Annotated in this window: 15 protein-coding genes; 10 read left to right on the forward strand and 5 right to left on the reverse strand. The window is 56.2% G+C overall.

What is annotated here, in order from left to right:
- Window positions 1–347: 347 nt before the first annotated feature.
- The 3 genes from nagB to EIO64_RS16920 form a co-directional block, all read right to left on the reverse strand.
- Entirely contained in the window at window positions 348–1,136 is a 789-nt protein-coding gene (gene nagB / locus EIO64_RS16910) for a glucosamine-6-phosphate deaminase (RefSeq protein ID WP_025544637.1), read from the reverse strand.
- A gap of 534 nt (window positions 1,137–1,670) precedes the next feature.
- Window positions 1,671–2,294, reverse strand: a complete 624-nt coding sequence (locus tag EIO64_RS16915) for a DUF624 domain-containing protein (RefSeq protein WP_119310837.1) — start codon at window positions 2,292–2,294, stop codon at window positions 1,671–1,673.
- Window positions 2,278–3,669 (reverse strand): MATE family efflux transporter, encoded by a 1,392-nt coding sequence (locus EIO64_RS16920; RefSeq protein WP_025544635.1) that lies wholly within the window; start codon window positions 3,667–3,669, stop codon window positions 2,278–2,280. The genes EIO64_RS16915 and EIO64_RS16920 overlap by 17 nt, the downstream gene beginning before the upstream one ends.
- Before the next feature lie 381 nt (window positions 3,670–4,050).
- Between EIO64_RS16920 and EIO64_RS16925 the strand changes: the two genes are divergently transcribed.
- The 10 genes from EIO64_RS16925 to EIO64_RS16970 all read left to right on the forward strand — a co-directional run bounded on the left by EIO64_RS16925 (window position 4,051) and on the right by EIO64_RS16970 (window position 12,883).
- Complete coding sequence (locus EIO64_RS16925) at window positions 4,051–5,049, forward strand: LacI family DNA-binding transcriptional regulator (RefSeq protein ID WP_025544633.1); 999 nt, start codon at window positions 4,051–4,053, stop codon at window positions 5,047–5,049.
- Between the two features lie 51 nt (window positions 5,050–5,100).
- On the forward strand, window positions 5,101–6,384 hold the full coding sequence (locus tag EIO64_RS16930) for an ABC transporter substrate-binding protein (protein WP_158629828.1): 1,284 nt from the start codon (window positions 5,101–5,103) through the stop codon (window positions 6,382–6,384).
- A 224-nt stretch (window positions 6,385–6,608) separates the two neighbouring features.
- The gene (locus tag EIO64_RS16935) at window positions 6,609–7,418 is read left to right on the forward strand and encodes a carbohydrate ABC transporter permease (RefSeq protein WP_158629829.1); all 810 of its coding nucleotides are present in this window, start codon (window positions 6,609–6,611) and stop codon (window positions 7,416–7,418) included.
- 70 nt (window positions 7,419–7,488) lie between these two features.
- Window positions 7,489–8,337 (forward strand): carbohydrate ABC transporter permease, encoded by an 849-nt coding sequence (locus tag EIO64_RS16940; RefSeq protein WP_025544629.1) that lies wholly within the window; start codon window positions 7,489–7,491, stop codon window positions 8,335–8,337.
- Window positions 8,338–8,371: 34 nt separating this feature from the next.
- Window positions 8,372–9,427, forward strand: coding sequence for an amidohydrolase family protein (locus EIO64_RS16945; RefSeq protein WP_119310839.1), 1,056 nt, complete (start codon window positions 8,372–8,374; stop codon window positions 9,425–9,427).
- A 21-nt stretch (window positions 9,428–9,448) separates the two neighbouring features.
- Window positions 9,449–10,837, forward strand: coding sequence for a family 4 glycosyl hydrolase (locus tag EIO64_RS16950; protein ID WP_136891664.1), 1,389 nt, complete (start codon window positions 9,449–9,451; stop codon window positions 10,835–10,837).
- Between the two features lie 20 nt (window positions 10,838–10,857).
- On the forward strand, window positions 10,858–11,748 hold the full coding sequence (locus EIO64_RS16955; protein ID WP_136891665.1) for a carbohydrate kinase family protein: 891 nt from the start codon (window positions 10,858–10,860) through the stop codon (window positions 11,746–11,748).
- A 54-nt stretch (window positions 11,749–11,802) separates the two neighbouring features.
- Window positions 11,803–12,276, forward strand: coding sequence for a hypothetical protein (locus tag EIO64_RS16960; protein WP_249390723.1), 474 nt, complete (start codon window positions 11,803–11,805; stop codon window positions 12,274–12,276).
- A 14-nt stretch (window positions 12,277–12,290) separates the two neighbouring features.
- Window positions 12,291–12,506 (forward strand): hypothetical protein, encoded by a 216-nt coding sequence (locus EIO64_RS16965; protein ID WP_136891666.1) that lies wholly within the window; start codon window positions 12,291–12,293, stop codon window positions 12,504–12,506.
- A 2-nt stretch (window positions 12,507–12,508) separates the two neighbouring features.
- Window positions 12,509–12,883, forward strand: a complete 375-nt coding sequence (locus EIO64_RS16970; protein ID WP_136891667.1) for a DsbA family oxidoreductase — start codon at window positions 12,509–12,511, stop codon at window positions 12,881–12,883.
- A gap of 193 nt (window positions 12,884–13,076) precedes the next feature.
- Here the strand turns inward: EIO64_RS16970 and EIO64_RS19315 are convergent, their stop codons facing one another.
- Entirely contained in the window at window positions 13,077–13,304 is a 228-nt protein-coding gene (locus EIO64_RS19315) for a helix-turn-helix domain-containing protein (protein ID WP_081692158.1), read from the reverse strand.
- Between the two features lie 154 nt (window positions 13,305–13,458).
- Entirely contained in the window at window positions 13,459–13,716 is a 258-nt protein-coding gene (locus EIO64_RS16975; RefSeq protein ID WP_025544623.1) for a helix-turn-helix domain-containing protein, read from the reverse strand.
- Window positions 13,717–13,908 lie beyond the last annotated feature (192 nt).

Below are 13,908 nucleotides of genomic sequence, written 5' to 3' on the forward strand. Positions count from 1 at the left end.
CTCACGAAAGGGAGAACCCGGCTTTCTCTTTTGGGAAGAGTTGTATTCCATACGCCTCTGGTCTCGCCGCCTCCAAAGCAGTGGCGGAAAAATGGAGACAGTACAGGCTGGAGTGGTGTGTCTGTGCCGTGAGAGTGTCCGGCCTTTCACTGGACCGGTGGTCAGATAGGTGTTGACCTGCTCTTGGAACACATAGCGAACACCTTGTGAGGATAGCGGTCATAATGGCTACAATGAGTCTGCTTGCAAAGAACATCGGGATTGGGGCAATCACTAGGGTTCGAAGATAACAAGCAGAGCTGAAGCTGGTGGACAGGGACAGACAATTTGGAGAAATACCTTGCTGCTTATCTGAAAAGAAACCCAGTGTGGATTTCTTTGCTCGGGGCTTTCTGCGCCCAAGCTTGCTGCGGGCATTTGGAGAGGGCGTCTTTGTCGGCAATGACCGTAACATCCTGATGGAGCTGGAGAATGGAAGCTGGTATTCCGGGAGTCACCGGTCCAAAACAGCTGGCGTAAATGGCGTCGGCCTTATCGGCACCGCTGGCGATCAGAAGGATCTTTCTGGCTTGGGTAATGGCTTGCATCCCCATGGAGATGGCTTGCCGGGGAACGTCCTCCTCCCGCTCGAAGAAGCGGGTGTTCGCGGCGATGGTGCTTTCCGTCAGGTCAACCTGGTGAGTGTATTTGGAGAAGTGATCGTCCGGTTCGTTGAAACCGATATGGGCATTACGGCCAATCCCCAGAAGCTGCAGGTCGATACCGCCCAAATCCGCAATCAGACGGTCGTACCGGCGGCACTCCGCATCCGGATCCGCAGCCATGCCATCGGGAATATGGATATGGTCGGGAGCAATATTGATGTAGTCGAAGAAGTTCTTATGCATGAAGTAGTGATAGCTCTGCGTATTGTTTGCCGACAGCCCCCGGTACTCGTCCAGATTCACCGAGGTTGCCTCCGCAAAGTCCAGATCTCCTTTTTCGTACCAGAGAATCAACTGGCGGTAGACCCCCAGCGGTGAGGAACCCGTAGCCAGGCCCAGCACACTCTCCGGCTTCAGAATAACTTGGGCGGAGATGATGTTGGCGGCCTTGCGACTCAAGTCACTGTAGTCTTTCGCACAAATAATCTTCAATGAAATCCCTCCTGTCGTATGTCACAGACTATTTCCGGCAGCTGCTATGTTGCCGATGCAGCTATGCCGATGTGCTCCTCCAATGCGAAGTATCCCCGATTCACTAGAATCAGCACCCTAGCACCGGATTGTACCTGAGATGAACTGGGATACGCCCGTTCTACACGGGATCGGAAATGCTTGAGAATGACAGCCTCCGCTCGAAACAGGCCGTCAGAATAAGACTCGATGTTGGATCTTCGTATACAGGGGGATTCTGTTATATTCTTCCTTCGGCAGTGTCCAAATAGTATCAGCCAGCAGTTCCGAAGTGACACTCTCCCTGGCCGCATAAAAGATACGTCATCTATTTCCTTGTGAAGATAGCGGCTGCCAAGGGTGCAACAGCGATTCTCTTCCTGCATGGTAAAGAGGTGGGAATGTCACCTTGCTCAAAAAACGAATGAATAGAAATAGGGGTGCGGCCTACGCCATTTTGGCATAGACTTGCGGGCTTCAGCGTTTTGGAGAAGGTCAACCGTCGGCCTTTATTGATCAATTGACCAGAGGCCCGAATAGCCGAACCGTAAGTCGGGCCCACAGGTAGCCCGCTGCTGCTGGCCACAAGAAAGACCACACGAAAATCAGCAGCCAGAACCACCGGGGAGAGAAGAACAGCACTACAGCAGGGATGACCAGCACTGCCAAAATTGCCAGAGACCGGGGCAGCCGCCCAATGCCTTGGACTAGGGCCGCCTTCCACAGCTGCAGGAAGCGAAGGGAGGGATTGGCGTTGATTACCGGCGGCAGGAAGGCCAAGGCCATCAGCAGGCAGAACACCAGAAACAGCACGCCTCCCCAGAAGAAGAGTTGGACAGAAGGGGGCAGACTGCCGATGGCCTGGAAGTCCAGATAGAACAGATACGCCAAAGCCAGGATGGCCACCCAACATTTCGTGGCGGGCTTGAAGAGCTGCCGGAAGTGGGAAAAGTACCCCCGGATATGCATCGGGGCACCGGCCACCATGTCTACCATGGAGCTATATAGCGCGCACCAGGAGGCCCCGGCGGTGACCACTGGCAGGGAGCAGAGCAGAGTGAGGATGCTGAGGACGAAGAAGTCCAGCAGGGTGGACAGGGCGGACATCACAGGGGAGTCCAGATCAAACAGGTGGCGCACAGGCGTTTTCTCCTTTCTGTAGGGCTTCCAGCTGGCGCTTGTAGATCAGCAGGAAAACGATGTGGATGACCAAGGTTAGCGTCCAGGAGACGGGATAGGACCAGTACAGGCTCTCGATGGTCCCCACAGCTTTGAAGATGGTATACAGCCAGATGACCCGCAGTCCACAGGCACCGATCAGTGTGGTGACGGTGGGGTTGATGGTTTTGCCCAAGCCGCGGATGGAGCCGCAGGCGGTTTCCATCATGCCGCCTATCCACTGGAACTGACTGATAGCCAGGACCCGGGTCACACCGGCGGCCATCACGGCCTCATAGGCGTCATCCGCGGGCTTGACGTAGATGCCCAGCAGCTGGGGCTGGAAGAGCCGCAGCAGCACGCACATCACCAGACCCAGGCCCACCGTCAGTCCCATGCAGATCCAAAAGACCTGGACCGCCTGCCGAGGCCGTTTGGCCCCCAGGCTCTGGCTGGTGAAGGTGATAGTAGCCTGATAGAAGGTGTTCTGGGCGGTGTGGATAAAGTTCTCCAGCCCGGAGGCGGCGGAGTTCCCTGCGATGACGGCGGAGCCGAAAGAGTTTACGGCAGACTGGATCATCACGTTGGCGATGGAGAAGATGATGCCCTGGATGCCGGCGGAGAGGCCGATCTTCAACATGAGCGCGGCTTTGTCGGGGTAGAGGCGGATCTTCCGCAGGTCCAGACGGCATATGGAATTGATCGTGCACAGCCGGATGATCACCAGAACGGCGGAGAGCAGCTGAGAGACGGAGGTGGCGATAGCCACACCTGCCACACCCAGATGAAAGACAATAACGAATAGCAGGTTCAGTCCCACGTTCATCGCACCGGAAACGATCATGAAGATTAGGGGATACAATGTGTCCCCCACTGCCCGCAGGATGGCACTGCCGAAGTTATAGGCTACCAGGGCGGGGATGCCAAGAAAGTAGATCTTCAAATAAAGAGAGGAGAGCGGCAGCACATCCATTGGAGCCCCGGCCAGCTCCAGCAGCGGTGTGGAGAAAAGAATCCCCACGACACCGGCCATCAGCCCCAGGATCACGCTGAGGACGGCGGAGCAGTGGACCGTCTGGGAGATGGCCTCCTGATCCCCGGCACCGTAGTACCGGGCGGTGAGATAGTTGGTGCCGATGGATACGCCGTTGAACAGCGTCACCAGCAAAAAGATAATAGAGGTAGTGGCCCCTACTGCTGCCAGAGAAGTGCTGCCGGCATAGCGGCCTACCACTACGGAATCCGCCGTGTTATAGGCCAGCTGCAAGAGGCCGGTGAGCATCAGGGGGATTGAAAAGCGTAAGATGGGGCGGAAAAGCGGTGACTGATCCGGCTGACTGTATGTGATTTGTTTCAAAATGTTTCCTCCCTTTGGGAGAAGTCCCCTCAGAATTGATTTATCATCTGCAAGTATTGCAGAAAGAAAAATAAATGTCAAGAGAGAGGCTGATCTTGAAAAAAAGCACGGAAAACTGCACAGATAAAATTTGCGTAAAATTTTCGATAACAGTGGACTGCTTTTTTGAGGAAATCGGTTGAACATGGAATAAACCAAAAATGTTTCAGAAATATATTTCGGAAACGGAGATAAAAAACTGGGAGATTCGTAATATTGACAGGCTTTTGAGGAAAAGTTATAATCTTTTTACAGGAAAAAAACAGATAAAAAACAAAACCAATCACAGGATAGTACTAGCAAAAAAATTTGTTTCAGAAATAAAATGTGAGGAAGGGCTCTATGAAGATCACCGTCCGGAAAATCGCGGAGGAAGCCGGTGTGTCACCGGCCTCCGTCTCTCGCTATATTAACGGATCTGAGGACGTCAGCTCTGAGATTGCCAGCAAGGTGGAGAGCGCCCTGTTCTCCTTGGGCGGAAGTCCGGTGGTCCGGCGGCCCCGCAAGCAGATCATCCTGATCCTGCTAACCCATCTGCGGTTTGACTTCTACGGGCGCACCTTGGCGGAGCTGCTGGAGCAGGAGCCGCAGAGCGAATACACCTTCATGCTGCTGCGCTATAACCCCCAGTCGCCGGAGACAGTGCGGAACTTCGTGAGCCGGATGCATCCCGTTGGCGTGATCTACTTTGAGGAGGAGATCGACAGCGGCATCCTGCAGTATCTCCAAAGCTGCGGCCTGCGGACGGTGATGTGCGGCGGCGTGGCCCTGGACCACCAGTCCGACCGAGTCCATGTAAATGACATCGCCGCCGCCTATGAGGGTACCAATTACCTGCTGGATCTGGGCCACCGGGAGATTCTCTTCCTCTCGGACGACGAGCAGAAGATCGGCGCTGGGTTCCAGCGGATCACCGGCAGCCGCAAGGCGATGGAGGAGCGGGGACTGGAATTCCCGGAGTCCCTGGTACTCCGGGGCGGCGTCACCTTCGAGGCCGGCTACCAAGCCATGGCCACAGCCCTGCGGGAGAAAAAGCAATTCACCGCGGCATTCGCCTTCAGCGATGAGCTGGCGGTGGGCGTCATGGCGGCCCTGTACGACGCGGGGCTGCGGGTGCCTGAGGATATATCGGTCCTGGGCTATGACGACCTGACCATCGCAACCCGGATCCGTCCGGCGCTGACCACCATCCATCAACCCATCGATGTGTTCATCGAGAAATCTCTAGAGTTGTTCCGCCAGCCGCCGAAGTCGATCCACTCGGAGATTCTGCTGCCTCACTCCATTGTGGAGCGGCAGAGCTGCCGCCGGCTCAGCGATCCGGTGCCAAAATCTGTTTGATCCCTCGGAATGGGGTGTTTAAGGAAACGAATCAACAAAAGGAGAATCGGTATGAAAAAGAAGATTACAGCATTGCTCCTGGCACTGACGCTGCTCCTTTCCGCAACAGCTCTCACCGGTTGCGGCGGCAGCGGCGAAAGCTCCGACGGTCCCGTCAGCCTGACCCTGTCCCTGTGGGATGAGGCCCAGCTGCCGGTGATCCAGGAAAATGTGGACGCTTTTAACGCTGCTCACGAGGGAGAGATCAAAGTCAACATCGAGCAGATCCCCTGGGACACCTACTGGACCAAGCTGGATGCCTCTCTGGAGACCAATGAGGCCCCGGATGTGTTCTGGATGAACACCTACGTCCAGAAATATGTGGACGCCGGGGTTCTGGAGCCTCTGGACAGCTACATTGAGGGCGAGAGCTTTGATATGAGCGTCTATGCCGAAGGGCGTGTGAACGCCTACAATGTGAACGGCCAGCAGTACGCCCTGCCCAAGGGGCTGGATGCTGTGGCGGTGGCCCTGAACACCGAGCTGTTTGACCGCTACGGTGTGGAGCTGCCCCAGGAGGGCTGGACCTGGGATGACATGCGGGACATCGCCACCCAGCTGCGGGACGCCATCGCGGCCGCCGGAGGCAGCGAGTACCCCATCGTCATGGAGCTGGACGCCCAGCCGTCCTGGATGAACTTCCTGTATCAGAACGGCGGCAACTACCTCAGCGATGACGGCAAGACATGCGGCATCGCCCTGCCGGAGTCCAAGGACGCCATCCAACAGGTAGTGGACCTGATGAACGATGAGCAGATGGCTCCCTACTCCGTGCTGACGGAGACCAAGGGCACCGACCTCTTCATCTCCGGCCAGGCGGCCATCGTCTTCATCGGCTCCTGGAAGTCCGGCGTGCTGGAGGACAGCTCTCTGGCGGCAGACGGCAATGTCCAGCTGATCCAGATGCCCTCCATGGCTGTGGACAACAAGACCAACATGGGCGGTCTGGGCTATGTTATGTCTGCCAACTGCGAGAACAAGGAAGCCGCCTGGGAGTTGATGAAGTACATCACCGGCGAAGAGGCCATGAGCCACGAGGCGGAAGAGGGCATCGACATCCCGGCGTACCTGTCCGCACAGGAGGGGTATGTGGCCAACTTTAAAAATATCAACGCGCAGGTATTTATGGACGCATCCGCCAACGGCTTTGCCTATCCCTCCAACGGCAATTTTGACTGGACCACCATCGTGGATGACGCCATGCAGGAGGCATTCGGTCAGGTGAAGACTGTGGACGAGGCTATGGATGAGGGGGTTGCGGAGGCACAGGCCATTCTGGACGAGGTCTTTGGCTGAGCCCGGCAGAGACAGAGACGACCCGGCGAAAACGTGACCTTCCGTCTTGCGGCGGCCCCCTCCGGGGCCGCCGCGGACAGGGGGAGTCCGTGGGCCCAAAAGCGCGCTCCGATTCAGAACGCGGTTTTGCGCCCAGGGCCTCCCGAGAGACGATACGGGGAAACAGGAGGAACGCCCATGAAAAATCAGGCACGGCATTTCGGCAGGCTCAGACGCGCGGAGATGTGCACTGCGTACATCTTCATCCTGCCCATGTTTGCGGGACTGCTGCTGTTCAGTATCATTCCCTTCATTCAGAATATCCTCTACAGCTTTCGGAAGATGGGGACCTTCGGGGAGGGACCTTCATCGGCCTGAAGAACTATCAGGACCTGCTGAAGGACGACACCTTCTGGCTGGCGCTGCAGAACACGGTGTTCTATGCCGTGGTGGGCGTGCCGCTGGTCATCATCTTCTCCATCTTTCTGGCCCATCAGATCAACAAGAAGATCCGGGGCCGCACGATCTACCGGACTCTGCTGTTTATCCCGGCAATTACCATCCCGGCAGCGATCGGTATCTTGTGGCGGTGGATTCTCAACTATCAGTACGGCATCTTCAACTGGATCTTGGAGAAGCTGGGCTTTTCCCGGATCTCTTGGCTGGGTGATGTAAAATATGTTCGATGGGCAATCATCCTGGTGGTGGTCTGGTCCATGGTCAGCTACTATGTTATCATCATGCTGGCAGCTATGCAGGGCATTGACAGCTCCTATTATGAGGCTGCCCGTCTGGACGGCGCCAGCAGCCGTCAGGTGTTTTTTAAGATCACTCTGCCCATGCTGACCCCCATGATCTTTTTCTCCGTCATCATGGTGACGATCGGCATTCTGCAGATCTTCGATTTCATCTACCTGATGGTGGACCGGCAGACGCTGTCGTACACCTACAGCATGAGTCTGGTGACGTACTTCTACGAGTGCGCCTTCAATAAGAGCAGCATGCGGGGATACGGGCGGCCATCTCCGTGGTGCTGGCTGCCATCATCATGGTGATCACCATGATCCAGATGGTCGGCAAGAAGTACTGGGTCAGATCTGGCGAGTGAGCGGGGGAGGCAGCCATATGAAACAGAAAAGAGACCGCCTGAACGACGAGAGCAGGCTTTCGCGCTTCACCACTCATGTGGTGCTGATCTTTGCGTCGTTCCTGGCCTTTGGCCCCTTCGTCTGGATGTTTCTCACATCCATCAAGACGTACGAGGAGACCATTCAGATCCCCATGAAGTTCCTGCCGGAGATTCCCCAATGGGTGAATTTCAGCATCGTCTCCGATAAGCTGAATTTTCCCCAGCTGTATCTGAACACCATTCTGGTGACGATCATGATGATCGTGGGCCAGATCCTGATCGTCACGATCTGCGCCTATGCCTTTGACCGGCTGAATTTCCCGGGCAAGAACGTCCTCTTTATGGGGATGCTGGCACTGATGATGGTGCCCGGTCAGATCTTCATCATCCCCCGCTTCAAGCTGATGGTGAATCTGGGCCTGACCAACACCCTGGTGGGCCTGGTGCTGCCGGGACTGTTCAATATCTTCGGCGTGTTCCTGATGCGGCAGTTTTTCTCCACTTTGCCGCGGGAGCTGGACGAGGCGGCCCGCATCGACGGGTGCAGCTACTTCCGGACCTACTGGAATGTGCTGCTGCCCCTGGTGAAGCCGGGGCTGACCACGCTGGCCATCCTGGGCATGCTGAACACCTGGAAGGACCTGATGTGGCCCCTGATCAACAACTCCCAGGCGGACAAGATGACGCTGGCAGCGGGCCTTGCCATGCTGATCGGCGAACATACGACGTATTATGAGCAGGTCATGGCCGGCGGCGTCATCGCTGTGCTGCCTCTGATCGTACTGTTTGTGATTTTCCAGCGGCAGTTTGTACAGGGCATTGCCCACAGCGGCATCAAAGGCTGAGACAAACTGCGAAAAAAGAAAGGGAAGTGAGCGTATGTTTTACCGGTACCCGATCAATGATGTCCACATCCACCTGTTCGACCCCAAGGACATCGACGAGTGCATCGCCATGGTGGATGAGTGCGGATATACCAACTGGACGTTCCTGGCCTGTACGGTCATCGACAGTCCCTTCGCTCTGGCCCAGAATCTGCTGTGCGCCCTGATGAAGCTGAAGGAGGGCGGCCGCTGCCAGGCGTTCGGTTCCTTCCACTACAATGGGGACGTGGTGCCGGACGCGGATGACCTGTTGCGGCAGATCCAGTGGTTCGACCAAGCGGGCTTCGACGGTATCAAGATGCTGGATGGCAAGCCCGGCGTGCGCCGTCGGCAAAATCTGCGGCTGGACGCCCCCAACTACGACAAAATGTTCGACTACGCCCAGCGGACCCAATTCCCTATCCTGTATCACATCAACGACCCCATCGAGTTCTGGTATCGGGATCGGCTGCCCCAGTGGGCGGTGGAGAAGAACTTCTTCTACGGCGACGGAACTTTCCCCCACAAGTTCGAGATCGATGAGGAGACTTTCGGCTTCCTGCGCAAGCATCCGAATCTGAACCTGTGCATCCCGCACTTCTTCTTCATCTCCGACCAGCCGGGCCTGTGCTGCGAGATGCTGGACCGCTATCCCAACCTGTTCTTTGACATCACTCCGGGATGGGAGATGTTTGAGAACTTTGCCAAGGACCGGGAGTACTGGCGCAGCTTCTTCTCGGAGTACTCCCACAAGATCCTCTTCGGCACGGACACCTTCTCCGACCACTGGAGGGAGACCGTCACCTGCCTGCGCCGGGTGATGGAGACTGACGAGCCCTTCGTTGCCTTTGAGGAGAACTGCGTGGGCCTGGACCTGCCGGAGAAGACCCTGCGGGACATCTATTTCAACAACTACCACAAGTTCATCCGCCGGATGGACAAGAAGATCAACGTGGACATGGTGCTGGAATATGCCGACACCCTGTATGACCGCATCCCCGCGGGAGAGAACCGCCAGATGATCTCCGACACCATCGACTATCTGAAGGCGGAGATCGGCAAATTCCGGTAACGGCAGAAGAGAGGACTATTCGTGAAACTGTGTGTGATCGGCGGGGCCGGTGCCCGCTCCGCGTTTTTGACCAAATCTCTCGTGAAGAGCACCCGGGACATCCGGGTGGACCACATTGTCCTGCTTGACAACGACCAGCAGAAGCTGAAGACTTACGGGGAGATCTCCCGGGAGCTGTCCCGTCGGCTGGACCCGGACCTGACCTTTGAGGTCACCTCCGACGCCCGGGCCGCCCTGACGGGAGTGGACTACATCATCACCACCATCCGGGCCGGCGGGGACGCCGGGCGGCTGTTTGATGAGCAGACCTGCCTGGCCCACGGCGTACTGGGACAGGAGACCACGGGTGCCGGAGGCTTCGCCATGGCCATCCGGTCCGTGCCCACCCTGGTGTACTACTGCACCCTGGCCCGGGAGGTGGCCAACCCCGGCCATCTGATTTTCAACTTTACCAATCCCAGCGGGATCATCACCCAAGCCCTGCGGTCCAAAGGGTTCGACAACGTGTACGGAATCTGCGACGCCCCCAGCGGCTTCATCAAGCAGCTGGAGGAGATTCTGGAGATCCCCTACGGCACGCTGGATATCGAGTGCTACGGCCTGAACCACCTGTCCTGGTTCCGCAATGCCAAAGTCAACGGCCGGGACGTGCAGCGGGAGCTGCTGGACAATCCCCGGACCTATGAGCATTCGGAGATGCGGCTCTTTACCCGGGAGATGGCCCGGATCAGCGGAGACTGCATGCTCAACGAGTATCTGTACTTCTACTACCGGCGGGTGAAGTCTCTGTCCATGATCCAGAAGGCGGATCATCCCCGGGGAGAGATGATCTACCTCATCAACCGCGAGCTGGAGGAACAGCTGGCCCGACTGGAGCTGCCCCGGGATTTCGAGCAGGCGTTCAGCCTGTATATGACCGCCTACGGCAAGCGGGAAAACGCCTATTTCTCTGTGGAGAGCGGAGCCTGCCGGGAAAAGGTGTGGAATCCGCCCACGGTGGAGGAGTTCCTCACCGCCCCGGATGAGGGCGGCTACGCAGCGGTGGCCTTGCGGTTCATCCGGGCCATCACCGATGGGGAGAACTGCCGGATGGTGCTGTCCGTTCCAAACAACGGGGCCATCGACGGTCTGCGGGACGACGATGTGGTGGAGATCACCTGCGATATCCGCTCCGACGGCGCCCATCCCGTCCGCATTGGTGCCATCGACGAGTTTCAGCTTCAGCAGATCAAGCGGCTGAAGTACTTTGAGCGGTGCACCATCCAGGCCATCTTGGAAGATGACCGGGATGCGGCCGTCAAAGGCCTGGCCCTGCATCCGCTGGTGAACGACTTCGAGCTGGCGGAGACGTTGACGGATATCTTCTTTGACAAATACGCGGAATTTATCCACATGAACGAGACGCCTTAAAGACGGATCGGAGAGAGTGTATGTACGATTTCAAGACCTTTGCACAAATGAATCTGGACTTGATCTTCCAAGGCTTTGACCGGATGCCCCAGCCCGGGGAGGAGGCCTTTGCAAAGCGATTCACCATGCAGTTGGGGGGAGGCCCCATCGTCTGCCCCATCGTGCTGGAGCAACTGGGCTTCCGGGTCCGGCTGGGGACGTTTCTGGGGCAGGACGATGTGAGCAACCTGTGCCGCCGCCTGCTGGACCAGCGGGGCTTCTCCAGCTACGACGAGTTCGCCCAGGACAACCCGGACCCGGTGGTAGTGACCAGCGTGTTCTCTTGGGAACACGACCGGGGATTTCTGGCCCACAATGAGGGCGTCTATGAGAGCATTTTGGATCCGGAGACCGTCTATGGCTTCCTGCGGGACGCCAAGGTGGTGTTTGCCCCGGTGGGGCAGCCGGAGGTGACCCGCCGCCTTCATGAGGAGGGAGTGAAGGTAGTCTACGACAGCGGCTGGAGCGATGACCTGTCCATTGACGGCATCAAGGCGTTCCTGCCCTATATCGATGTCTACACACCCAATGACAAGGAGGCACGGAAGCTGGCCGGCACAGATGACCTGGAGGAAGCTGTCCGCTTTCTGGCGGGCTACACGCCTCACCCGGTGGTGACGCTGGGCAAGGGTGGCTGCGCATACTGGCACGACGGTTCCATCCGCTATGTATCGGCCATCGATGAATTCCGGGCGGTGGATACTACCGGCGCCGGAGACAACTTCCTCACCGGCATCATTTACGGCTTGCTGACGGAGGAGCCCCTGGACCGCTGTGTGCGGCTGGGGAACATCTTCGCGGGTAAGTCCACCACGGCGGTGGGCTGCTTTGGCGCGGCGGTGACGCCGGCACTAATCCGAAAATATCTGTGAGGGCGGGGGAGGATACGGCTGTGCGCATTCAGCCGGACCGCCTGGAGGAGACCTTTGCGACCCAGGTGGACGACGACAGCCCCTCCTACGGGGAACGGCAGATGGCTGACCAGCCGCCTCTGCGCCCTGGGCCTGATGGTGGAAGAGGACGACGCGGCGGAGATTTTGGGCCGGGCCTCCTATGCGGGCTTTTCACCGGAGGCGGGCGCCAGCGCCATTGCAGCCACCAATATCGTCCTGGACCGGGGCCAGATCCGAGAGGAGATTCGCAGCGGCTCCCACCAGCGGTACTTCCGGGCCTGCCGGGCCAGGGGGTATGAGACCTGGACGGTCACCACCTTCGGCGGTAGCGATAACAGATTGCCGGTAGCCAATGGTATCACGGGCATCGTGATGCCCTCCGCCATGCACTGTCGCCGCTCCTGTCAGGGGATACACTTCTGTTCAGGAGATGGTCGCAGTGACAGAAATCACGGCGGATCTGGTATTGAACCGGGACTGAAGCAAACCGGCTTTCCGCAATTTTGAGAGGAGGGAGAGACATGGCACTGAAGCTGATTATCGTTTCTGATTTCGTCTGTCCCTACTGTTACTGGCTGGAGACACTTCTGGACCGGCTGGGGGAACAGCTGGAGATTATCCATGTGCCCTACCAATTGACAGAACCGCCAGCGCCCCGGATAGACGTATGGAACGATCCCGTCCGACGAGTACGATACGCTGAGACCCTGGGGCCCGTCTGTCAGGCTCAGGGGTAGAGATGTGTCTGCCGCCCCGGGTGATTCCCCGGCCATACACGGACCTGGCTTTCCAGGGCTGGTGCTTTGCTGGGGAACGGGACAGAGGAGAGTCCTTCTATAAAGCGGTGTTTCAAGCCTATTTTGTAGATGAGCGGGATATTGGAGATTTGTCTGTGCTGACGGAACTGGCAGAGAACTGCGGTCTGTCAGGGCAGGACTTCCGCGCAGCCTTGGTGGCAGGGACTTATACAGAGACCGTCCGCCGGCAATCCCGCCTGTCCCGGGATTTGCTGGGTATTCACATGGTGCCTACCATTTTATCAGGAAAAAAACGACTGGAAGGCTTTGTTCCGAACTTGATAGAGCTGAAGGCATGGTTGGATGCGGTGCGTTGAGATGCCTGAACGTAAGCATCAAATACAAAAAACAGGTAGACAGGTATGAGAAAATAGTGGAGGAAAAGTCACAGGCGAAGGGGAGGGGGACAAGAAGGTAAAGTGAGGATCTATCTTCTGTGTTTCAATATCCACTGTAAATTATTAAAAGCGGCGTTCCATTCGATGGAACGCCGGCCCATCATTCTCTTCCTTAAACACCTGAATCAGTTATGAACAAACACCCGTATAAACTCGTTGAGCGTAGTCCGTTGTTCCTCTTCATACGGTTTAGTGCGGGATCCTGCAAATTGTCTTCATAACGATATACAGTTTCTTTGCTCACGTCGAGCCGTTTTGCCAAAGATGCACGCGACATCCCGCGATCTTTCCGAAGACGACGTAACCTTAATCCAAAATCAAAAACTCCATCTGCCGACATACGGTCACCCTGTATGCATTGTAATCCTCCAGCATAGTTGTTATATGATGTGAAGATATGTAAATATTAGTCAAATTAGGTTGACATTTACCGGATATTATAATACAATGCTAACAAAAATATATGAACGCCAGCACCTGTACAGGCTGCTCACTTAATCACTATGCGTATCTTCAAATGAAAATTCTTCCAGTTCTGGATAGTCAAAAAATTCAGATAACGTAAGACTGAATGCAGATGCGATCTTGTGAAGCGTCTTTATTTTTGGATTGAATGTCTTGTGATTTATGAGATTATCAAGTGTTGAGTAGCTGATACCACTCATGGCAGACAACTGATATATTGTGAAGTCACGTTGCCTACATAGCTCCAAAATCCGTTTGACAATAATTTGTGAATATTCGTCCTTCATCTCTCTACCTGCTATCAATGAGTAATACCTTAAATGGTGTTTTCTCTATGATAGCAATAAAAATAGCGCGCTATTCCCGTGCACGGGAATAGCGCGTGATGGAATGAACGGTATGAATTATGTTGCTTGAATAGAAAATAGAATGTGTTGCATCACTCAAGAGACCAAGGATTATAATAGATTTGAGATTGA

The sequence above is a fragment of the Dysosmobacter welbionis genome (assembly GCF_005121165.3).
Lineage (GTDB): Bacteria > Bacillota > Clostridia > Oscillospirales > Oscillospiraceae > Oscillibacter > Oscillibacter welbionis.